We start from the raw sequence: 20,088 nt of genomic DNA, 5'->3' as shown, positions 1-20,088 counted from the left end.
TGGCCGTGACTTTCGCTTTGTCAGGCCGGGCGCCGGCCGGGGCGACAGGCACCATCGGCTACAGTTTCGCGGCGATGGCCAGGCCGGCCTCGGTGGTGCTGGCCTTGCCGCCCATGTCCGGCGTGCGCTCGCCGTCCAGCAGCCATGCTTCGATGGCGGTGACGATGGCATCGTGCGCTGCGCGGTAATTGGCGTCGCCGTTGCCGAGGAAGTCCAGCATCATCGCGCCAGACCAGATCATGGCGACCGGATTGGCGATGTTCCGGCCGTAGATATCGGGCGCCGAGCCGTGCACCGGCTCGAACAGGGACGGCCATTGCCGATCTGGATTCAGATTGGCCGACGGCGCGATGCCGATGGTGCCGGTGCAGGCCGGGCCCAGGTCGGACAGGATGTCGCCGAACAGGTTGGACGCCACCACCACATCGAAACGCTCCGGCGACAACACGAAGCGCGCAGCCAGGATGTCGATGTGGTACTGGTCCCAGGTCACGTCCGGGTAGTCCCTGGCCATGTTGGCCACGCGTTCGTCCCAGTAGGGCATGCTGATCGAGATGCCGTTCGACTTGGTGGCCGAGGTCAGGTGCTTGCGCGGCCGGCTCTGCGCCAGTTCGAAGGCGTATTGCAGCACGCGGTCCACGCCGGTGCGGGTGAAGATGGCTTCCTGCAGCACGAACTCGCGCTCCGTTCCTTCGAACATGCGGCCGCCGACGGACGAATATTCGCCCTCGGTGTTTTCGCGCACGATGTAGAAGTCGATGTCGCCGGGCTGTTTGTTGGCCAGCGGGCAGGGCACGCCGGGCATCAGGCGCACCGGCCGCAGGTTGACATACTGGTCGAACTGGCGGCGGAACTTCAGCAACGAACCCCACAGCGAAATATGGTCGGGCACCAGCGCCGGCCAGCCGACCGCGCCGAAGAAGATGGCTTCGTAGCCTTTCAGCTGCTCGAACCAGTCGTCCGGCATCATCTTGCCGTGCGCGGCGTAGTAGTCGCAACTGGCCCACTCGAAGCGGGTCCATTCGATCTGGATGTTGAAGCGGCGGGCCGCGGCTTCGACGACTCGTATGCCTTCGGGCATGACTTCCTTGCCGATGCCGTCTCCGGCGATGACTGCGATTTTGTGCGTTTTCATGGGCGTTCTCCTTGGCGACTAGGATAGCGCGATCCGTCTCGCTTAGAATGTGTTGAAATGTGGCTTCATGGAACACGTATCGTGAATAATGGGATAGAAAACGGCGATTTGCGCGTGCTGGTGGCGGTGGTGCGCGCATCCAGCTTCGCCGGTGCGGCGCTGGCGCTGGGCATGTCGCCGGCCTATGTCAGCAAGCGTGTCGGGGTCTTGGAGGAGATGCTGGGTGTGCGGCTGTTCCACCGCACCACGCGGCGTGTCGTGCTCAGCGAGGATGGCGAGCAGGTCCACGCCCGCGCGCTGACGATACTGGAAAGCCTGGCCAGCCTGTTCGACGACGTCGCCGAGCGCAAGGGCGTGCCGCGCGGGCTGCTGCGGGTCAGCAGCAGTTTCGGCTTCGGCCGCAACGTGGTCGCGCCGGCGATTGCCGGACTGCTCAAAGCTCATCCGGCGCTGGAAGTCCGGCTGGAGGTGTTCGACCGCCTGGTCGATATCGTCGGCGAGGGCTTCGACCTGGATATCCGCGTCGGCGACGACATCGCGCCGCATCTGATCGCGCGGCGGCTGATGGACAATCACCGCATCCTGTGCGCCGCACCGGCCTATCTCGAACGGCGCGGAACGCCGCGCACGCTGCTGGAACTGGCCGGCCATGACTGCCTGGCGATCAAGGAGCGCGACATGCCGTTCGGCGTGTGGCGCTTGCGCAGCGGCGCGCAGGAAGAGATTGCGGTCAAGGTGACGGGGCCGCTGTCGTCCAACCACGGCGAGATCGCGCTGCAATGGGCGGTGGCGGGTGCCGGCATCGTGCTGCGCTCGCGCTGGGATGCGCAGCCCTTGCTCGACCGTGGCGAGCTGGTGCAGGTGCTGCCCGAATACACACAGACCGCCAACGTCTGGGCGGTGTATCCGCAACGGCTGGCGGGTTCGGCCAAGGTGCGCGTGTGCGTGGACTTCCTTGAGCGGCATCTGGCATGCGACAATCCCGCATCACCAACCAAGCCCGCACGCCGATGAGCCACACCGCCAAGCATGACATCCGTATCGGAGACTGGACCGCGCTCCAGGCCGACGCCAAACTGATACGCTTTGAAGTCTTCGTCGAAGAACAGAAAGTCCCCGCCGAACTCGAAATGGACCACATGGACGCAGTCTGCCTGCACGCCGTGGCTTACGATGCGGATGGCACGCCGATCGGCACTGGCCGCCTGCTGCCGGACGGCCACATCGGCCGCATGGCGGTGCGCCAGGCCGGGCGCGGCACGGGCATCGGCGGCGCCTTGCTGCAAGCGCTGATGGCCCAGGCGCGCGCCCGTGGCGACAAGCAAGTGGTGCTCAGCGCGCAATCCCACGCCGCGCCATTCTACGAGCGCCACGGCTTCGCCATCGATGGCGACGAATTCTACGAAGCCGGCATCGCCCACATCAATATGCAGTACACCTTTTAAACTCCGCTACAGGCTGCCGCGCACGCCCAGGTAGTAGCGGCGGCCGATCGGGTCGTAGACGCTGGCGTTGGTCTCGGTGCCGACGGTGTCGCCGGTCAGGCCGCTGATCACCGGCGCGGGCTTGGTGTTGAAGGCGTTGTCGATGCCCAGGTAGAGCGACAGCGTCTTGCGCAGCGCGTAGCTGAGCTGGAAGTCGTTGACGACCTTGGCGCCGACCTTGACGCTGCCTGCCGGTTGCTTGAACTGTGCCAGCAACTGGTCATCCACGGCCGATGCGCCGATGTAGCTGGTGGTCGAGTTGAGTGTCCATTCCCGCCATTGATAACCCAGGTTGAGCATGGCCTTGTTGCGCGGGTAGCCCACTTCGCCAGCAGCCTGGTCGGCCGGCGTGCCGGGCAGCGGTATGTTGTAGAACTCCTTCAGATACGTGTAGGCGAGCCGAGCGGCCAGGCGCCCCGGTCCCAGCGTGCCGGTCCAGGCGCCGGTCAGGTCGATCCCCGATGTACCGGTGCCGCCGCTGTTGGTGACGGCGCTGTCGATATAGGTCAGCGCACCGGCACTAAAAGCCCCGGAATTGCTGGCGCGGCGCGTGATGAATTGGCAGAAGCTGCTGTTGCCGCCGTTGTAGCACTGGTCCAGCGCGTACTGGCGCGGCGTGGTGACGATGGCGTCGGCGATCTTGATGTTGAAGTAGTCCGCCGTGAAGGTGAACCTGGCCGGCGTGTACACCAGGCCGACCGTGCTGGAGCGGCCTTTCTCCGCCTTCAGGCCGGGGTTGCCGCGGTTGTAGCCGCTCAGTGCCTGGATGTCCGGCTGGCTGAGCGTGAATTTGCCGTTGGCGTTGATGTTGGCCAGCACGCCGGCGTCGGCGCGGCAGGCGGTGTCGCGCGCGCCGGTCGAGCTGGCCGTGACGCCGCTGCACGGATCGACGATGCCGGTCGGGAAGACCTGGCTGGGCGGCAGGTACAGCTCGTTGATATTGGGCGCCCGTGTCGACAGCGCGCGGGTGGCGCGCAGCTTGAGCGTATCCGCCGTGCGCCATTCGAGGCCGGCGTTCCAGCTGTTGGCGGTGCCGACGGTGGAGTAGTGGCCGGAGCGGAAGGCGCCCAGGAAGCTCAGGTCCGTGGCAAATGCGCGGTCCTTGAGCAGCGGCACCCGCGCCTCGGCAAAGAACTCGCGTACCGAGAAGCTGCCCGACGTGGCGGGCAAGGCAGCGCCCGAATTGAGACCGCCCTGGGTCAGTGCATCGGGCACGCTGGACGAACTCTCCTTGCGCCATTCGAAGCCGGCCGCCACGCCGACCTTGCCCGCCGGTAGTGCGAACGCTTCGCCGCTGAACGAGGCCCCGGCCAGTTTTTGTGTGATCTCCACGTCCAGTATGCTGGGCACCGTCACATAGGCCAGCGCGGCCGGCGAGATGGTGTTGTAGCCAAAAATATTCAGCGGCGAGCAGCCTTGGGCGCGGGCCGTTGCATCGGCACAGACGGCGGCGCCGCCGGCGTCGGGAATGGCTTGCATGGCGTTGCGGAATTTCTGCAGGTCGACCTGGCCGTCGGCGCGCTGGTGTTCGCGGGTCTTGCCGTAGACCAGATAGCTGTCGTAGCGCCAGCCGTCCAGCGTTCCTTTCAGGCCCGTGGCCAGGCGCGAGGTGTCGCGGTCGATGCCGGCCTGGCGGTTGCCGATCTCGGCCAGCCGGCGGCTGAAGCTGTAGTCGCGCAGGCCGTCGCCGGTGCTGTCGGCGCTGCGGTCGAACAGATATTGCGGCACCAGCGGATTGCGCACCGCTACGCCATTGACCATGGTTTCGGCGGGCACCTGGCCGTTGCTGCTTTTGTAGAAGTCCGCCGAGGACAAGGCCAGCGGTTCAATGATGGTGCGGACCTTGGTGCTGCTGTAGTTGCCTTCGACGAAGCCGATAACGGCCGGCGTGAATGCATGCTCGCCGTTCAATGCCAGCAGATAGCGCTCGGTCGGCACGGCGATGGTGCGGAAGGCGGAGCGGTTGAAACCGGTCGCGGCCAGGCCGAGCGCGGCGTCGCCGTTGGTGGACCAGGGGATCACGTTACCTTGCGCATCGTAGGTGTAGTTGCCGGCCTTGCCGGCGGCGTCCTTGTTGTAGAAGAAGCGGCCCTGCGGCGCGGCCACCGAGTAGTTGCGGACCGGGACAAAGGCGTCGGCCGCCAGTCCGCTGCTGAGCATTTTTGATATCTGGTCCTGGGCCGAAATGTCGCGGTCGCGCGAGGACACGGCGCCCTGGCGCGTGTAGGCCAGATGGCCCATCAGGCTGGTGCGGCCGTCGGCGCTGTCGTAGCCGTAGCTGAGCGCCATTTTCTTCTTGAAGTCGTCGCCATGGCTGCTGCGGCCGGTGCTGGCGTCGAAGCTCAGTCCATTCAGATTGCGCTTGAGGATGATGTTGATGACGCCGGCCACGGCGTCCGATCCATACGTGGCGGATGCGCCGCCGGTCAGCAGTTCGATGCGCTCGATGAAGTCGGTGGGGATGGCGTTGAGGTCGACCGCGCTGCTGCCGGATACGCCCGCAACGAAGCGGCGGCCGTTGACCAGCACCAGCGTGCGGGCGTCGCCAAGGTTGCGCAGGTTGACGCTGGTGACACCGCCGCTGGTCGGCAAAAAGTTGGAATTGTTGCGGCTGAACGCGGGCGTGCCCAGCGTCGGATTCTTTTGCAGCAGTTCCTGCAGGTTGGTGGCGCCGGACGCGGCGATGTCGGCCGCGCTGAGGATCTGCAGCGGCGAGGGCGATTCCGCACCGGGAGCTGCCAGCCGGGTGCCGGTGACGTGCACGGTCGGCATGTCCGCCGCGCCGTCCTGGGCCCAGCCGCCCTGGCTGCCGAGCGCCATGCCGCAAGCCCCCAAAGCGCGCCATGCGTTGCGGCGCGAGATCGTTATTGTCATGGCTAACCCTCCTGGATGGACGAAAACAGGATTTCTGGTTGCTAGCGTTCTATTTCTAACGGAACACTTTACGCAACAAGATGGGAGGGTGTAAACAATTTACGTCTTTATCGCCCAGAAACGCAACAGGCTTACTGGCCGTACTTTTTGAGCAGGGCGCCCAGGCGCGCGGGGCCGTGCGTGCCATACCATTGCCAGATGGCTTCGGCCTGCCTGGGGTTCTGGTCGTAGTAGGTTTTGCTCAGCGCCAGCCAGGCGGTGGAGGTGAACAGCGGCTTGTCGAGGCGGGTGAACTCCTTGCCGTAGCGCGCGGCCACGGTGGCGTCCATATCATCCTGCGAGGCCAGCGACACGGCAAAGCCGTCGATGCGATGCCGCCGCAGTTTTTCGAAATTGGTGTCGGGATTGGCGGCGCCCTGGTCGACCTGCACGCCACGCTCGCGCAGCACCTTGATGTGCGGCGCGCCGTGCGACAGGCCGATGATGCGGCCGCGCATCACCACGGCCGGATCGCCGTTCTTGGGCAGGCCGTCGGCGGTGCGCACGAACACCACGCTGTACAAGGCCATGCCGCGCGTGGGGTCGGGCTTGCCGTGTTTGTCGAGCGGATAAACGATCTGCGGCGAAGCGCCGACCACGTCGGGGGAGAACAGCGAGGTGGCGTCGATCTTGCCCGCTTCCATGCTCATGCGCAGGCGCGGCGGCGGCATGCGCACCATCACCGTCTCGCAGCCTGCGCTGGCGGCGGCGTCGCGGGTCAGTTCGGCCAGCGCGCCGGCCGCCGGCTTGGCTTCGTTGGGGCCGTTGCCGAGGTAGTAGGGTGGAACGGCCTGGTCGGTGTAGCCGAAGCGCAGTGGCGCGCAGGCCGCTGTAGCCTGGCCGGCCAGCAAGGTCAACATCGGTAGGAACAGCAGCGGCGTTACACGCATGGGCATGGTACAAGTGGCAAGTCCTGCGGCGGGCCGGGATGGCCGGACGCAGACGGGTCTGATCGCTAGTGTATCAGCATCTCTTGCAAGGTCGCCGGTGCATCGGCGTAGAGCTTCACCACGGTGGAGGTGCGCGTGCCGTAGCTCGGGCTTTCGATGCGCACCGCCGACAACATGCGTTCCAGGTCCAGCGGCACGCCGGTTTCCGGCAGGCGCTGGTCGGGCGCGGGCGTGGTGTCGGCCAGCATTTCGAAGAAGGCGTCGTCGGGCGCGCCCAGGCACAGCAGGCTGGCGAACTGGGCCTTGGTCTTGACCACCTTCGGCCACGGCGCATCCAGCAGCGCGTTCGACAGGCCGTACACGCCCGGCTCCAAAGGCTGGCCGTTGCGCGGGTCGGCGTCGCCGCGGTTGGAGAACCAGATCAGCGTGTCGCCGTCGCTCAGCACCAGGTTGAAGCCGTTGTAGGCGGCGGCATCGGCGCGGATGGCGTCTACGTATTCCTGCGGCGTCATGCTGCCGGCCAGGAAGTCGGCGACCAGGTGGCCGCGTGAGGGCGCATCGTCGCGGTGCTCGGACGGTGCGCGGATGTTGGTGATGGCGGCAAAGCGCGAGGCGTTGCGGCCGGCCGCCGGCTGGGTGATGCCCATCCAGCTGCCGCCGGCCTGCAGGTCGCGGCCGGCGTAGATTTGCGGATGCTCCGGCCACGCGGCGGCCGGCGCGGTGGCGCGCTGGTAGAACTCATCACGGTTGGCCGCAGCCACCAGCGGTACTGCCGGTATGACCCGCCAGGCAAAAACGATCAGGCACATGTGACTAAATCCGTAAAAACTTCGGTATGACGCGGGCCGGCGATCCAGGCCGGCAATCCGGCCTGTTCGACGGCGCGCTCCAGCGCGGCGGCAAAGCCGTCGGGCGTGGCGGCATAGACTTCCATCCATGTCTGCTTGCCGTCGGTCGCTTGCGGCCTGCGCTTGAGCTGGCAGGCGACGCCATGCTGCGCGCCCAGCGCGGCCTGCATGGGGACGACCGCCGCCAGCAAGGATGGCGCGTCACCATCCTTGACCTGATAGTAGATGTAGAGATCCATGCTAGAGATCGAGTGGGTCCAGCACGTAAGGCATGTCGAGGAAGATCAGCGGTGCGCCGTCGGCCGAGCCCAGGCGGACCGAGGCCGCTTCGATGGCGGCCAGCTTCATTTCGACCAGCGCATCGATGCCGCCCTTGCCGTTGGGCGCGGCGTTGACGACCATGCCGCATGGTTGTTCGGGATCGGCCGTGGCGAACACTTCGACGCCGGCCGCTGCGGCCGCGTCGGCAATGCTGACCAGCGTGGTGCGGCGCTTGAGCTTGCCCAGGTACTGGCTGCGGGCGACGATTTCCTGCCCCGGATAGCAGCCCTTCTTGAAGTTGACGCCGCCCAGCAGCTCGAAGTTGACCATCTGCGGCACGAACTGTTCCTGCGTGGCCTTGGTAATCTGCGGAATGCCGGCGTGGATTTCCGACAAATGCCAGGCGTCCGTGCGGCCGACCGACAGCTTGGCCGCCAGCTCCGGCACCACGGTTTGCGCGACCTCGGCCGACATCAGCCACTGGTAGCGCGCCGCACCAAACGCATCGGCCACGCGCAGCAGCGTGCCCAGCGGATGGTCGAGCTTGGTGAGCGGTTGGTCCGGCAGCGGGTCGAACCAGTTTTGCAGCGCGTCTTCGGCCATGCCGCCGCCCAGGCCCAGCACGACCTGGTTGGCCGGCAGTTCGCCCGCGTCGCTGAGCTTGGTCTTGGCGCGCAGCACGAACATGGACAGGCGCTTCTGCACCGGCGCCTGGATCTCGCGCGGCAGTTGCAGGAAGATGGTGCTTGCGTTACGCCACATCAGGAACGAGGCCAGCAGCCGGCCTTTGGGCGAGCAGTAACCGGCCAGGCGCACTTCGCCCGTGCCCAGGTGCTCGACGTCGTTGGTCAGCTGATTGTGCAGGAAACCGGCCGATTCCTCGCCGTCCAGCGCGATCAGGCCCTGGTCGCCGATCGGCGCGACAAAGCCCACGGCCAGCTGGGTGGTGGTCAGCGCCTGGGCTTGCTGTACTAAAAGTTCATTCCAAGAAGACATAATTTCCAATAATTTGACGATTAAAGCATTATCATTACGGGCTCATTATAGTGATGTCGGACGGATCGCGTCGGATGCCGCGCAAAACGCGGCACTGGCGGACTGTGCCAAGAAGTGGCAAGCTGTGCGACTTGATCCAACCCAACGGCTTTAACAATGGCTTTTATAAAAAAAATTATCACCCTTTGCATCATGCTGGCCATCGCCGGCGGCGGCTATTTTGTCTACTGGTCCCAGCACCCGATCATCGGCGATGAGATCGAAGCCATCGAATTCACCATCGCGCCCGGCAGCGGCGCCCACGCCGCCGGCCAGCAGATCGCCGAAGCAGGCGTGCCCATCGAGCCGCTGCTGTTCAACCTGCTGGCGCGCGTGACCAATAAAAGCGGCAAGCTGAAGGCCGGCGCCTATGAACTGAAGCCGGGCACCACGCCGCTGCGCCTGATCGAGCAACTGGTGCGCGGCGAGTTCGCGCAGGAGCAGCTGACCATCATCGAAGGCTGGACCTTCCGCCAGATGCGGGCCGCCATCGCCGCCCACAAGGGCTTGAAGCACGATACGGTGGCGCTGTCGGACAAGGAAGTGATGAGCGCGATCGGCTCGGAGTACAAGCTGCCGGAGGGCATGTTCTTCCCCGATACCTATCTGTTCGCGAAGGGCGCAAGCGATTTGCAGATCTACAAGCAGGCGCACGGCATCCTGCTCACGCGCCTGAACGAGGCTTGGGAAAAGCGCGATCCGGCGCTGCCGTACAAGACTCCGTATGAGGCGCTGACCATGGCGTCGATTGTCGAAAAGGAAACGGGCCAGAAGTCCGAACGCGGCATGATCGCCGGCGTGTTCGTCAACCGCCTGAAGCTAGGCATGTTGCTGCAAACGGATCCGACCGTGATCTACGGCATGGGCAACCGCTACGACGGCAAGATCCGCAAATCGGATCTGGAGACCGACACCCCGTACAATACCTATACCCGCACCGGCTTGCCGCCGACGCCGATCGCCTTGCCGGGCGTGCAATCGCTGGCGGCGGCGCTGGCGCCGGCCAAGACGGCGGCGCTGTATTTCGTTTCCAAGGGCAACGGCACCAGCCAGTTCTCCGATAATTTGACCGACCACAACCGGGCGGTCAACAAGTACCAAAGATAATTCATGACTCAACACCGCGGTAAATTCATCACCTTTGAAGGCATAGACGGCGCCGGCAAATCGACCCACATCGCCTTTGTCGGCGACTATCTGAAGAACAAGGGCATCAAGCTGGTCAGCTCGCGCGAGCCGGGCGGCACGCCGCTGGGCGAAAAGCTGCGCGATCTGGTGCTGCACGAAAAAATGCATCTGGAAACCGAGGCGCTGCTGATGTTCGCCAGCCGCCGCGAGCACATCGCCCAGGTGATCGAGCCTGCGCTCCACAGCGGCGCCTGGGCCATTTCCGACCGCTTCACCGACGCCAGCTTCGCCTACCAGGGCGGCGGCCGGGGCATGGACCTGGCCAAGCTGGAGGCGCTGGAGCAGTGGGTCCACCCGCATCTGCAGCCGGACCTGACGCTGCTGTTTGACGTGCCGCTGGAAGTAGCGCGCGCACGCCTGGACGCCACCCGCTCGCTGGACAAGTTCGAGCAGGAAAAGGCCGACTTCTTCGCCGCCACCCGCAACGAGTACCTGCGCCGCGCCACCCAGTTCCCGGCCCGCTTCCGCGTGATCGACTCGACCCAGTCGATTCCGGACATCCAGCTGCGGATCGCGGGCATCCTCGATGAAATGCTTGCACTTTAAAAGTATTGCATAAGCGATTGTTTTAAAACAGAATACCAATAATGAGCAATTCCATATATCCGTGGCAAGAATCGTCCTGGCAGCAGCTGCAACTGCTGCGCCAGCGCATGCCGCACGCCATCCTGTTCCATGGCGCCGCCGGGATAGGCAAGTCCGACTTCATCGAACGCTTCGCCCAGGGCCTGTTGTGCGAGGCCGTGCTGCCGGACGGCCATGCCTGCGGCCAGTGCGCGTCCTGCGGCTGGTTCTCCCAGCAAAACCACCCCGACTACCGCCGCGTGCGGCCGGAGGCGCTGGAAGACGAGCCCGCCGAGAGCGAGGAGGGCGAAGGCGAGGCCAAGAAGACCGCCAAGTCGACCAAGGCGCCGTCCAAAGAGATCAAGATCGAGCAAATCCGCAACCTGTCGGATTTCATGAACATTTCCACTCACCGCCAGGGGCTGCGGGTGGTGGTGCTGTATCCGGCCGAGGCGCTGAACATGCCGGCCTCCAACGCCTTGCTGAAGACGCTGGAAGAGCCGCCGCCGGGCACGGTGTTCCTGCTGGCCTCCAACAGCCTGGACCGGCTGCTGCCGACCATCCTGTCGCGCTGCCGCAAGTTTGCGCTGCCGATGCCCAGCCACGCCGAGGCCTTGGCCTGGCTGAAGGCCCAGGGCGTGCCGGACGCCGACAGCTGGCTGCGCGAGCAGGGCGGCGCGCCGCTGGCCGCGATGACGCAGGCGGAAACGGGCAACCGCGACGATCTGGAAGTGCTGCTGCAGCTGCTGGCGCATCCGAGCGTCGAAGGCGCGTTAAAAGTTGCTGATAAACTGCAAAAAGTGCCGCTCAGTGCACAGGTTTCCTGGTTGCAGCGCTGGCTTTATGACCTGTTTTCCTACAAACTGGCAGGTAACATCCGGTACTATCCGCGCTACCAGAAGGAACTGGCCAGCCTGGCTGGCAAGATCCACGTCAGCCGCTTGATGGCAGCGATCAAGGGAGCGAATGAACGCCGGGCGACCGCCGACCATCCGCTGTCGCCGAAGCTGTTCCTGGAGGATATGTTGCTCGATTACGCCGCCTGCTGCGCCTGAAAGGGAGTCCATGTCCGCTGCCAGCCCTCTCGACCCGACCGCCGCGCCAGCCGTTGCGCGGCCGACGGTATTGTCGCTGGCCATCAAGGAAAAAGCCGCGCTGTACGCGGCCTATATGCCTTTCCTGAAAAACGGCGGCATGTTCGTGCCGACCCAGAAGCCGTACAAGATCGGCGACGAGATCTACCTGATCCTGGCGCTGATGGACGATCCCAACAAATATCCGATCGCGGGCAAAGTCGCCTGGATCACGCCGGCCGGCGCGCACAACAACAAGGCGCAGGGCATAGGCGTGCATTTCCCGGAAGACGAGAGCGGCCAGCGCGCCCGCCTGCGCATCGAAGAGATACTCGGCGCGGCGCTGCGTTCGTCGCGCGCCACGCATACGCTTTAATGCACGCTTTAACTTCCCCACTGTTCCGAACGACATGACCACAGCTTTCCGCCACCGCCTTGCCACGCTCGACGATTTGCCGACCATCGTTGCCATCTACAACACCACCATCGCCTCGCGCGAAGTGACGGCGGATACCGAGCCGGTATCGGTGGAGTCGCGCCTGGGCTGGTTCCACGAGCACACGCCGGACAAGCGCCCGCTGTGGATCATCGAGCGCGCCGACGATACGGCTGCCCAACCGGAAACGCTGGGCTGGATGTCGTATTCGAATTTCTACGGCCGCCCGGCCTATTCGGGCACGTCGGAGATTTCGATCTACATCGCCGAAGCCTGGCGCGGCAAGGGCGTGGGCGGCTACTGCATCGCACAGGCCATCGCCCACGCGCCTTCGATCAAGGTGCATACCTTGCTGGGCTTTATCTTCGGCCACAACCAGCCTAGCCTGGGCCTGTTCGCCAAGTTCGGCTTTGCCACCTGGGCCAACCTGCCCAAGGTGGCCAATCTGGACGGCATCGAGCGCGACCTGATCATCCTGGGCAAGCGCGTAGGCTGATCGCTACCTCAGCGCGCGGTCGACGGCTGCGCGTATCTGGTCGGTGGCGCACACCACCGCCGAGTGGCCGCAATCGCCTTCGAGCACCGTGGTCGTGGCCCGCACCTTGCGCGCAAACGCCAGCGCCGGCTCGGGATTGACGATCAAGTCCTGGCGCGGGTTGATGATGTGCACCCGCGCCTTCACCTTGCCGGCGGCATCGTCGCCGATGTCCTGCGCCAGGAAGGCGCGGATTTGCCAGCGCGAGTCGTTGGCGTCGGCCGCATCCGGGTCCGGCTCCACTGTCTTCGCGATGAACTTCTCAACCTCCGCCGGCTTGGTCTTGGCGTTGCGGTAAGCCGGCGTGTCGAAGTGCGTGGCGAAGATCTGGTGGTAGAGCGGCAGCCTTGGGTTCTGCTTGTACTCGCCGTTGGCGTATTCCGGATCGGCCAGCATCGCCGCTTCCTCGGTGCGCCAGAACAGCAGGTCGTAGCTGGTCTGGCGCGGCGTGCCGGCAATCGGTACTGCCACGTCCATGTAGTCGGGATGGCTCACCATCCACTGGAAGGTTTGGGTGCCGCCCATCGAATACCCGATGATCGCGTGCACATGTTTGATGCCCAGCTTGTCGTTCAACAGGCGGAACTCGGATTCCACCATGTCGCGCACGGTGAAGACCGGGAAGGCCGTGCCGTGCTGCGTCGCGCTGTTGGAGGGCGAGCAGGCCACGCCGTTGCCGATCGCATCGATGACGATCACGTAATGCCCGGTCGTGTTGAGCAAGCCTTTCGGGCCCAGCAGCTCTACCGCCTCGGCGCTGGTGCCGGTGTGCCACGGCAGGAACACGACCGCGTTGGAGCGCGCGGCGTTCAGCGTGCCGATGGTGCGGTAGCCGAGCTTGCAGTCCTTGATGACGGCGCCGCTTTCCAGGTGCACATCGCCGAGATCGGCGAATTGCTGGGGCGGTGCATCGGCGGCGATGGCGGCCAGGGGCAGGGCGAGTACGAGGGCGGGCGCGATACGACTGAACATCAGGCGGACTCCGGCAGTGATTGGGAACACCGATTCTAGGCCAGGCGCGCTTGAGTTACAATCACGCCATGTTTATCGATTCCCATTGCCACATTAATTTCCCCGAGCTGGCTGCTCGCATGCCCGAAATCCTGGCCAAGATGGCCGACAACAAAGTGACCCACGCGCTGTGCGTGTCGGTCGACTTGCCGGATTTCCCCCAAGTGCTGGCGCTGGCCCACGAATATCCGCACATCTACGCCTCGGTCGGCGTGCATCCGGATTATGAAGACACGCCCGAACCGAGCGTCGAACAGCTGGTCGAGCTGGCCAATGATCCGAAGATCATCGCCATCGGCGAGACCGGGCTGGACTACTTCCGCCTGCAAGGCGACCTGGAGTGGCAGCGCGAGCGCTTCCGCACGCACATCAAGGCATCGCGCATCACGCGCAAGCCGCTGATCATCCACACCCGCAACGCCAGCGAGGACACCATCCGCATCATGCGCGAAGAGGGCGCAGGCACGGAGGCGGGCGGCGTGGCCGGCGTCATGCATTGCTTTACCGAGTCGCTGGAAGTGGCGCGCGCGGCGATCGAGATGGGCTTTTACATTTCCTTCTCCGGCATCGTCACCTTCAAGAGCGCCAAGGATCTGCAGGCGGTGGCGCTGGAAGTGCCGCTGGAGCGCATCCTGATCGAGACCGATTCGCCCTATCTGGCGCCGATGCCGCACCGTGGCAAGATGAACGAGCCGGGCTTCGTGGCCCACGTCGGCGAGTACATCGCCAAGCTCAAGGGCGTGCCGGTGGAGCAGGTCGCCGAGCAGACGACGGCCAACTTCTTCAAGCTGTTCAACGTCGCGGCGTGACCTTCCTATGCTGAATCTATCGAAACGCCGCGCGCTGCTGGCGGCCCTGGCGCTGGCTGTGACCGCGCCAGTTTTCGCCGCCGAGCAGACCGATGACGAAGTCGACCTGTTCCGCGCCATACAGCTGGATAACCTGTCCGCCGTGAAGAAGCTGCTGGCGCGTGGCTTGAGTCCGAATGTGCGCGAACCGGGCGGCGAGACGGCGTTGATCGTCGCGATGCGATACGAGGCCTACCGGGTGGCTCAATTCTTGATGGACCAACCCGGCATCGACCTGGAAGCGAAAGCGCCCAACGGCAATACCGCGCTGATGATGGCGGCCTTCCGGCAAAACAAGGAAACCGTGCTGGACATGATCAAGCGTGGCGCCCAGGTGAACCAGAAAGGCTGGTGCGCCTTGCACTACGCGGCAGCGGCCGGCAGTACCGAGATCACCACCATCCTGCTCGACAAGCACGCCTACATCGACGCCGAGTCGCCGTCCGGCATGACGCCGCTGATGATCGCCGCCCGTGAGGGCCAGGAAAAAGTGGTGGAGTTATTGCTGGAGCAGGGTGCGGACGCGACCCTGAAGGACGGCGGCTTCCACCTGACGGCCGCCGAGTTCGCGACCAAGGCCGACAAGCCCTGGATCGCGAAAACCATCAATGCCCACCTGGCCGCAAAGGCCAGGCCTTAATCAGGCTTTGCGGCGCTTGGCGTAAGCAGCCAGACCCAGCAGGCCCAGGCCCATCATCGCCCACGAGGATGGTTCCGGCACCGGGCTGGTGTTCGTCGTGAGATCGAGATTGTCTATGGCGATGCCTGCAAAACCCGCAAGCCCGTCTGGACGTTCGATCTGGAACGACGTGATGTCGTTAAAACCTGTCAGCGAGAAATGGTTAAACGCTTTGCCTTCCCGATTACCCCAATAATTAGGTATGTCGTCCAGGGTCAGCACAGTGCTGACCTTGCCACCGGCAGAGAGTGTAGCGCTGAGCACAAATGTGGTTTGCGCCGGGTATTCGCTCCAAACAGGCTGCTCGTCATAAAAGTTGGTCAAGTCCAGGCCGTTCAGGCTGAACGAGCCGCCGTTGTCGCGACGAACCCGCAACGTGTCAAAGCTGACCAGATAGTCGGTACCGTTATCCGCACCCGTACCGGGGAGCCCGGCTGCCCAATGTATACCCAAGACTGGCGTAGTGTAGACGTGGTTGTATCCGGTGAGCGCATAGCCTGCAACATGCGAGGGGGTATTGCCTAGGAATTCGGTATAGGCGGAATGGCCGTAGGGATCACTCGTCAGGGGAGACTGCTGGCCTCCCGGCATGGCGGACCCCGCCAGTCCATTGAAATCGATCACTTCCGCCCGAACACCTGCGCTTGCTGCACCCAATGCAGCGACCATAAGCAACTTTGATAAAGTCTTCATGCAACCTCCTTGGTTAAGTTGTTTTTAATTATATATTGTCTTTATTGTATTTTCACGAGGATGACTGTTAAAAGTGCAAGATCGGAATTGGCAGGTCTTTTGCGCGCAGTTCGCCGCTTCGGCGCCGGGGTTTGTTGGCGATAATGGATCCAGTGCATTGCCTCCAGACACAATGCTCATTAACCAAGGATACCCATGCTGAACGAACGCGAGATTGAAAGCTGCTATCTGGGGCAATTCATTCCAGTCCACTACCATCACAATATGCTGATGGATCAAAACCGCATGCACGGCTTCAAGTCGGCCATCGACTACGCGGTCAAGCCCGGCGCCAAGGTGCTGGAGTTGGGTGGGGGCACCGGCGTGCTGTCGTGGTTCGCGGCGGCCAAGGCGTCCAAGGTGTATTGCGTCGAGTTTAATCCCGACATGGTCAAGGAAGCCCGCAAGATGCTGGCGCTTAATCCCAACGGCGAAAAGGTCGAGGTCGTCCATGCCGACGCCTTCGAATACCTGCCGCCGGAGCCGGTCGACGTCGTCATCTGCGAGATGATCCACGTCGGCATGCTGCGCGAGAAGCAGGTGGAGGTGATTGAATCGTTCAAGCGCCGCTACACCGAGCGTTTCGGCGGCCCGTTGCCGGTGTTCCTGCCGGAAGCCGTCATCATGGCCGTGCAGCCGCTGCAGCAGGAATACGATTTCGAAGGCTTCTATGCGCCTATCGTGCAGTTCCAGGAAACCACCGTGATCTATCCGGGCACCGTGGAAATGTCCCAGCCTGCGGTCTACAGCATCATCGATTTCAACCAGCCTAACGAGCTGACCTATTCGTGGCAGGGCAAGTTCGTGGTCGAACGCAACGGCGAGATCAACGCCATGCGCTTCGTCACCAAGAACATCCTGGCCGTGGTGGCCGAGCGTTCGACCACCATCGACTGGCTCAACCACTACATGACGTTGCCGCTGGCCACCCCGGTCAAGGCGCGCGAGGGCGATGTGCTGCAAGTGAGCTTCCAGTACCGCGCCGGTGGCTCGATTCCATCGCTGCAAGCCTCGCTGCGCGCCGAAATCCTCTACGAAGCCGCACTGCAACCGGCCAGCTACATCCCGGCCTACGCTTAAAAAGCCCTTCCCGCAGGTCGTTCTGAAGCGTATATTTCGTCTTTTGCAGAAAGAAATATATGGAACAGAACGACCAACGCTACCTCATCCAGCAGAACAAGATCGCCGACGGCGACCAGAAACCACCCGTCTTTGCCAAAGTCATGCGCAGCAAGGAAGGCGTGTTCGAAGGCGTTTCCTTCATTAAATCGAAGGAAAAGGCCTCGATATTGACCATCGAGCAGGCCAACCAGGCCATCGAATGGGCGGCCAAGAAAAAACCGAACGCCCACGAGTACGTCACCAAGATCATCTGCGTCGGCCAGTAATTCCCATTCATCCGCCATTTCACGCGATTAACCGCAGTGTTTCTGCAGTTGGTCGCATGAGAATTGCCGCCGGAGACCAGCCGCACTAAAGTGACAGCATTGACAACGCATTAACTGCATCGGGAGCATCTCATGTTCGGATTTATGCTGTGGCTGGTTTTGCTGTTCCTCTGCTGGCCGCTGGCTTTGCTGGCGCTGGTGCTCTATCCGCTGTTCTGGCTGATCACGCTGCCGTTCCGCCTGATCGGCATCGGCGTTGAGGGTTTGTTCGAGGTGCTGCGCGCCATCGTCATGCTGCCGGCGCGCATCCTGGGCGGTTCGCCAGGCCGCTGAGTCAGTCGCGGTCTGGCGCACCGAGCGGAAAGTAGGGGCGGAAGTACCGCGCCTCATCCACCGCACGGGCGAACGACGGGCGCGCCAGCAAGCACGCACGGTAGGCACGCAGCACTGGAAACCGTTCGGCAATCGGAAATACCCAGTCGGCGTAAAACAGCGCCGGCGCAGCGGCACAGTCGGCCATGGAGAAATCCTGGCCCGTGGCCCAAGTCCTGTCGACAAGATATTCTTCGAGCCACGCATACGCGGCTTCCAGCTTGCTCGCCGCGTAGGCGAGTCCTTCCTCCTTTTTCTCCGCAATGCCAGTCAGTGCCTCGCCCACGGCGTGCTGCACGGGGCTCATCACGTGCAGATCGAAAAAGCGGTCGAGAAAACGCGTTTCCAGCGCGGCCGCGGAGTCCGTGGGTATCAGGCGTACCGGTCCCGGATGCTTGAGTTGCAGGTGCTCGATGATGATGCTGGTTTCGACGACGTTGCGATCGTCGTCCACCAGCAGCGGGAATTTGTGCAATGGCCAGCGCCGCTGCCACTCGGCCGAGTGCTGCGGCGTATCCGGCCCCAGGCTGCGGAATTCGAATGGCAGGTCATTTTCGTAAAGCGCGATCAGCACCTTCTGCGTGTATGACGAAAATGCGTGCCCGTAAAGTGCGAGTGTCATGTTGAAGTCTCCGTTTGTTCAGGCCAGGTTGGCTTTGAGATAGGCTTCCAGCTTGGCCAGGTGCTGCTTGCCGCCTTCGATGGCGCCGTACTTCTCGACCACCTCGTCGCGCGATTCCTTGTTGGGATAGAGCTGGCGCAGCGTGAGCAGGGTGCCGCCGGCGATTTCCTGCAACGTGATGCTGGCTTCGAACCAGATCCGCTCGCCGCAGCCATGGTCGTACACCAGCCGGGATGGCGGCGTGATTTCCTTGAATACCGAGTGGTTGGGATAGCGGGTGCCATCCGGCCCAACCATGTCAAAGGTCCACTCGCCGCCGACCCGGAAATCCATGCTCACTCTTTCGTTGCTGAAGCCGTCCGGGCCCCACCAGCGGTTCACATGCTCGGGCATGGTCATGGCTTTCCAGATCAGCTCGCGGGCAAAAGGCAATTCTCGCTGCAATACTAATTCGCGTTCGTTTTCACTCGTCGTCATTGCGTGTTCCTTTCTCTTTTTCCAAGGTATGCAGGTAGTCTTCCAGGCGGTCCAGACGGGACTCCCAGATGCTGCGCTGCTCGTCGATCCAGCCCGATGCCGTTTCAAAGGGCGCTTTTTCCAGACGGCAGGGCCGCCATTGGGCATTCTTTCCACGGCTGATCAGCTTGGCTCTTTCCAGCACTTTCAGGTGCTTGGTGACGGCCGGCATGGACATGTCGAACGGTTGGGCAAGCTCGCCCACCGTGGCATCGCCTGTGCCCAGGCGTGCCAGCATCGCCCGGCGGACAGGGTGGGCCAGCGCCGTGAAGATCGCATCCAGCTGAGTTTCGTATTTAACCATAAGGTTAAATTAGACTGAAAAACCGTTCCTGTCAACAGGTGACGGGAACGGTGCGACTGGTTTGGAAGAGGTTTAGAAGTCGACCAGGAAGCCTACGCCCAGGGATTTCTGCGAGTAGTTGTAGTCGATCAGGCTTTGGCCGTAGCCGCTGAAGGCTTGCACATAACCCTTCAGATTCGCCACCACCGGGAAGGCCCAGCCGGCCTGCAGCGCGCCGTGGCGCTTGGAGAAATTGCGCCGCGCCATCAGCGAGAATTCGTGGCCGTTGTTGCGGTAGCTGAGGTTGAGGTCGCCGTGGCCCAGGTAATCGGTGATGTCGATGTTGTCGTTGTCCGAGCGGGCGTTGTCCAGCCGCTTCCACAGGCGGAACTGCGCGGCAAACTTGCCGTGCTCCGCGCCCACCTCCGCATACACCCGGTTCCAGCTGCGCGACAGCGTCGAGGTCTGGCCGTTAGACTGGTGCACCATGCCCAGCGTCAGGTAGCGCACGTCGAGCGCGCTGCCCAGGTCGATGTTCAGCGGCGTGGTCAGCATCAGCTCGGGCTGGTAGTTGGTCTCGCGGAAGGGGCTGGATGCGGCGCGGTTGTAGGCTTGCCAGAAGCTGTTCTGGGTGTAGCCGAACCACAGGTCGACCGGCGTTTTGAAGGCTTGCTCGATCAATTTCATCTTGAAGCTGAGCTGATAGGTCAGTTCGACGTGTTTCGACTCGACGCCGGCAGGCGTGAAGTTCTCAAAAGGCGCATCATTGGAGCTGGTGCTGTAATTGGCCAGCAGCAGATAGGTGTCGCGGTGCGGGCGGAAGTTGAACACGCCGCGCTTGGCCGAGCGGTCCAGCTCCCACCATTGCACCATGCGCGAGACGGTGTCTTCCGGCGGGATGGTCGTCAGCGCGGCGACCGTGGGTGGCAATACCGGCGGCGTGGGCGGCTCCGCAGGCTGGGTGCTCGACGGCAGCGTCAAGGCGACGGCCAGCTTGCTGTCCTTGCCGGCGTCGGGTACGCCGACCGCGGCGCCGCCAGCGGCCTTCAGCGCCGGACCGGTCTTGGCCAGGCCGTCGTAGCAGGCCAGGCGCGCGCTGGCGTCGCCCAGCACGGAGCAGCGCTCGATGCGCAGTTCCAGGTCGGATACCGGCTGGGCCCATGCCATAGCCGGAGCTATGCCTAAGGAGAGAAGAAGAACGGTTTTGCCAGGTACGGTCATGTGGAACTTTCAGATAAACTTGGGAATTAGTCTACAGACTATATTAATTGCCAC

Annotated in this window: 24 protein-coding genes; 12 read left to right on the top strand and 12 right to left on the bottom strand. The window is 63.4% G+C overall.

Features of this window, described 5'->3' with window-relative positions:
* Window positions 1-58: 58 nt before the first annotated feature.
* Complete coding sequence (locus tag GEV01_RS03465) at window positions 59-1,135, bottom strand: tartrate dehydrogenase (RefSeq protein WP_152801709.1); 1,077 nt, start codon at window positions 1,133-1,135, stop codon at window positions 59-61.
* Window positions 1,136-1,216: 81 nt separating this feature from the next.
* Here GEV01_RS03465 and GEV01_RS03460 point away from each other — a divergent pair, with 81 nt between their 5' ends.
* Entirely contained in the window at window positions 1,217-2,149 is a 933-nt protein-coding gene (locus tag GEV01_RS03460) for a LysR substrate-binding domain-containing protein (RefSeq protein ID WP_328595426.1), read from the top strand.
* Window positions 2,107-2,580: a GNAT family N-acetyltransferase gene (locus tag GEV01_RS03455; protein WP_408014814.1), complete on the top strand. Its 474-nt coding sequence runs from the start codon at window positions 2,107-2,109 to the stop codon at window positions 2,578-2,580. Before GEV01_RS03460 ends, GEV01_RS03455 begins: the two co-directional genes overlap by 43 nt.
* A 6-nt stretch (window positions 2,581-2,586) precedes the next feature.
* Here GEV01_RS03455 and GEV01_RS03450 read toward each other — a convergent pair whose 3' ends face one another.
* The 5 genes from GEV01_RS03450 to ygfZ form a co-directional block, all read right to left on the bottom strand.
* A complete protein-coding gene (locus GEV01_RS03450) occupies window positions 2,587-5,493 on the bottom strand; it encodes a TonB-dependent receptor domain-containing protein (RefSeq protein WP_152801707.1) in 2,907 nt (968 codons plus the stop codon).
* Window positions 5,494-5,624: 131 nt separating this feature from the next.
* Entirely contained in the window at window positions 5,625-6,428 is an 804-nt protein-coding gene (locus GEV01_RS03445) for a type 2 periplasmic-binding domain-containing protein (RefSeq protein WP_152801705.1), read from the bottom strand.
* Between the two features lie 59 nt (window positions 6,429-6,487).
* Window positions 6,488-7,231, bottom strand: a complete 744-nt coding sequence (locus GEV01_RS03440) for an NRDE family protein (RefSeq protein ID WP_152801704.1) — start codon at window positions 7,229-7,231, stop codon at window positions 6,488-6,490.
* On the bottom strand, window positions 7,222-7,509 hold the full coding sequence (locus GEV01_RS03435) for a DUF4936 family protein (RefSeq protein ID WP_152801703.1): 288 nt from the start codon (window positions 7,507-7,509) through the stop codon (window positions 7,222-7,224). The genes GEV01_RS03440 and GEV01_RS03435 overlap by 10 nt, the downstream gene beginning before the upstream one ends.
* Window position 7,510: 1 nt before the next feature.
* Window positions 7,511-8,527 carry a CAF17-like 4Fe-4S cluster assembly/insertion protein YgfZ gene (gene ygfZ / locus GEV01_RS03430; RefSeq protein WP_152801702.1) on the bottom strand — a complete coding sequence of 339 codons (1,017 nt, stop codon included), beginning with the start codon at window positions 8,525-8,527 and terminating at the stop codon, window positions 7,511-7,513.
* A gap of 156 nt (window positions 8,528-8,683) precedes the next feature.
* Between ygfZ and mltG the strand changes: the two genes are divergently transcribed.
* Genes mltG through GEV01_RS03405 form a run of 5 tightly spaced genes read left to right on the top strand, consistent with a single transcriptional unit; the run spans window position 8,684 to window position 12,323 of the window.
* Window positions 8,684-9,673, top strand: a complete 990-nt coding sequence (gene mltG / locus GEV01_RS03425) for an endolytic transglycosylase MltG (protein WP_152801701.1) — start codon at window positions 8,684-8,686, stop codon at window positions 9,671-9,673.
* A 3-nt stretch (window positions 9,674-9,676) separates the two neighbouring features.
* A complete protein-coding gene (gene tmk, locus GEV01_RS03420) occupies window positions 9,677-10,300 on the top strand; it encodes a dTMP kinase (protein ID WP_152801700.1) in 624 nt (207 codons plus the stop codon).
* A gap of 41 nt (window positions 10,301-10,341) precedes the next feature.
* Window positions 10,342-11,373: a DNA polymerase III subunit delta' gene (locus GEV01_RS03415; protein ID WP_152801698.1), complete on the top strand. Its 1,032-nt coding sequence runs from the start codon at window positions 10,342-10,344 to the stop codon at window positions 11,371-11,373.
* Window positions 11,374-11,383: 10 nt separating this feature from the next.
* A complete protein-coding gene (locus GEV01_RS03410) occupies window positions 11,384-11,767 on the top strand; it encodes a PilZ domain-containing protein (RefSeq protein ID WP_008448417.1) in 384 nt (127 codons plus the stop codon).
* Between the two features lie 34 nt (window positions 11,768-11,801).
* Window positions 11,802-12,323 (top strand): GNAT family N-acetyltransferase, encoded by a 522-nt coding sequence (locus tag GEV01_RS03405; RefSeq protein ID WP_152801697.1) that lies wholly within the window; start codon window positions 11,802-11,804, stop codon window positions 12,321-12,323.
* A 3-nt stretch (window positions 12,324-12,326) separates the two neighbouring features.
* Here GEV01_RS03405 and GEV01_RS03400 read toward each other — a convergent pair whose 3' ends face one another.
* Window positions 12,327-13,334, bottom strand: coding sequence for an alpha/beta fold hydrolase (locus GEV01_RS03400; protein WP_152801695.1), 1,008 nt, complete (start codon window positions 13,332-13,334; stop codon window positions 12,327-12,329).
* Between the two features lie 68 nt (window positions 13,335-13,402).
* Here GEV01_RS03400 and GEV01_RS03395 point away from each other — a divergent pair, with 68 nt between their 5' ends.
* Together GEV01_RS03395 and GEV01_RS03390 are read left to right on the top strand one after the other, a co-directional pair.
* Window positions 13,403-14,182 (top strand): TatD family hydrolase, encoded by a 780-nt coding sequence (locus GEV01_RS03395; RefSeq protein WP_070357354.1) that lies wholly within the window; start codon window positions 13,403-13,405, stop codon window positions 14,180-14,182.
* A gap of 7 nt (window positions 14,183-14,189) precedes the next feature.
* Window positions 14,190-14,861 carry an ankyrin repeat domain-containing protein gene (locus GEV01_RS03390; RefSeq protein ID WP_152801693.1) on the top strand — a complete coding sequence of 224 codons (672 nt, stop codon included), beginning with the start codon at window positions 14,190-14,192 and terminating at the stop codon, window positions 14,859-14,861.
* Here the strand turns inward: GEV01_RS03390 and GEV01_RS03385 are convergent, their stop codons facing one another.
* The gene (locus tag GEV01_RS03385; RefSeq protein ID WP_152801692.1) at window positions 14,862-15,593 is read right to left on the bottom strand and encodes a PEP-CTERM sorting domain-containing protein; all 732 of its coding nucleotides are present in this window, start codon (window positions 15,591-15,593) and stop codon (window positions 14,862-14,864) included.
* A 195-nt stretch (window positions 15,594-15,788) separates the two neighbouring features.
* Here GEV01_RS03385 and GEV01_RS03380 point away from each other — a divergent pair, with 195 nt between their 5' ends.
* The 3 genes from GEV01_RS03380 (at window position 15,789) to GEV01_RS03370 (ending at window position 17,353) form a co-directional block, all read left to right on the top strand.
* Window positions 15,789-16,712: a methyltransferase domain-containing protein gene (locus GEV01_RS03380; RefSeq protein WP_152801690.1), complete on the top strand. Its 924-nt coding sequence runs from the start codon at window positions 15,789-15,791 to the stop codon at window positions 16,710-16,712.
* A 59-nt stretch (window positions 16,713-16,771) separates the two neighbouring features.
* Window positions 16,772-17,020, top strand: a complete 249-nt coding sequence (locus GEV01_RS03375; protein ID WP_008448427.1) for a hypothetical protein — start codon at window positions 16,772-16,774, stop codon at window positions 17,018-17,020.
* A 132-nt stretch (window positions 17,021-17,152) separates the two neighbouring features.
* Window positions 17,153-17,353, top strand: coding sequence for a hypothetical protein (locus GEV01_RS03370; protein WP_152801688.1), 201 nt, complete (start codon window positions 17,153-17,155; stop codon window positions 17,351-17,353).
* Window position 17,354: 1 nt separating this feature from the next.
* Here GEV01_RS03370 and GEV01_RS03365 read toward each other — a convergent pair whose 3' ends face one another.
* From GEV01_RS03365 to GEV01_RS03350, 4 genes are all read right to left on the bottom strand, one after another.
* Window positions 17,355-18,014 (bottom strand): glutathione S-transferase family protein, encoded by a 660-nt coding sequence (locus GEV01_RS03365; RefSeq protein WP_152801686.1) that lies wholly within the window; start codon window positions 18,012-18,014, stop codon window positions 17,355-17,357.
* 18 nt (window positions 18,015-18,032) lie between these two features.
* Window positions 18,033-18,491, bottom strand: coding sequence for an SRPBCC family protein (locus GEV01_RS03360; RefSeq protein WP_152801684.1), 459 nt, complete (start codon window positions 18,489-18,491; stop codon window positions 18,033-18,035).
* Window positions 18,478-18,834, bottom strand: coding sequence for an ArsR/SmtB family transcription factor (locus GEV01_RS03355; protein ID WP_152801682.1), 357 nt, complete (start codon window positions 18,832-18,834; stop codon window positions 18,478-18,480). Before GEV01_RS03355 ends, GEV01_RS03360 begins: the two co-directional genes overlap by 14 nt.
* Before the next feature lie 72 nt (window positions 18,835-18,906).
* A complete protein-coding gene (locus GEV01_RS03350; RefSeq protein WP_152801680.1) occupies window positions 18,907-19,980 on the bottom strand; it encodes a phospholipase A in 1,074 nt (357 codons plus the stop codon).
* Window positions 19,981-20,088: the final 108 nt, after the last annotated feature.

This window comes from Rugamonas rivuli (assembly GCF_009380165.1).
GTDB lineage: Bacteria > Pseudomonadota > Gammaproteobacteria > Burkholderiales > Burkholderiaceae_D > Rugamonas > Rugamonas rivuli.
This window is presented reverse-complemented; position numbering and strand designations above follow the sequence as displayed.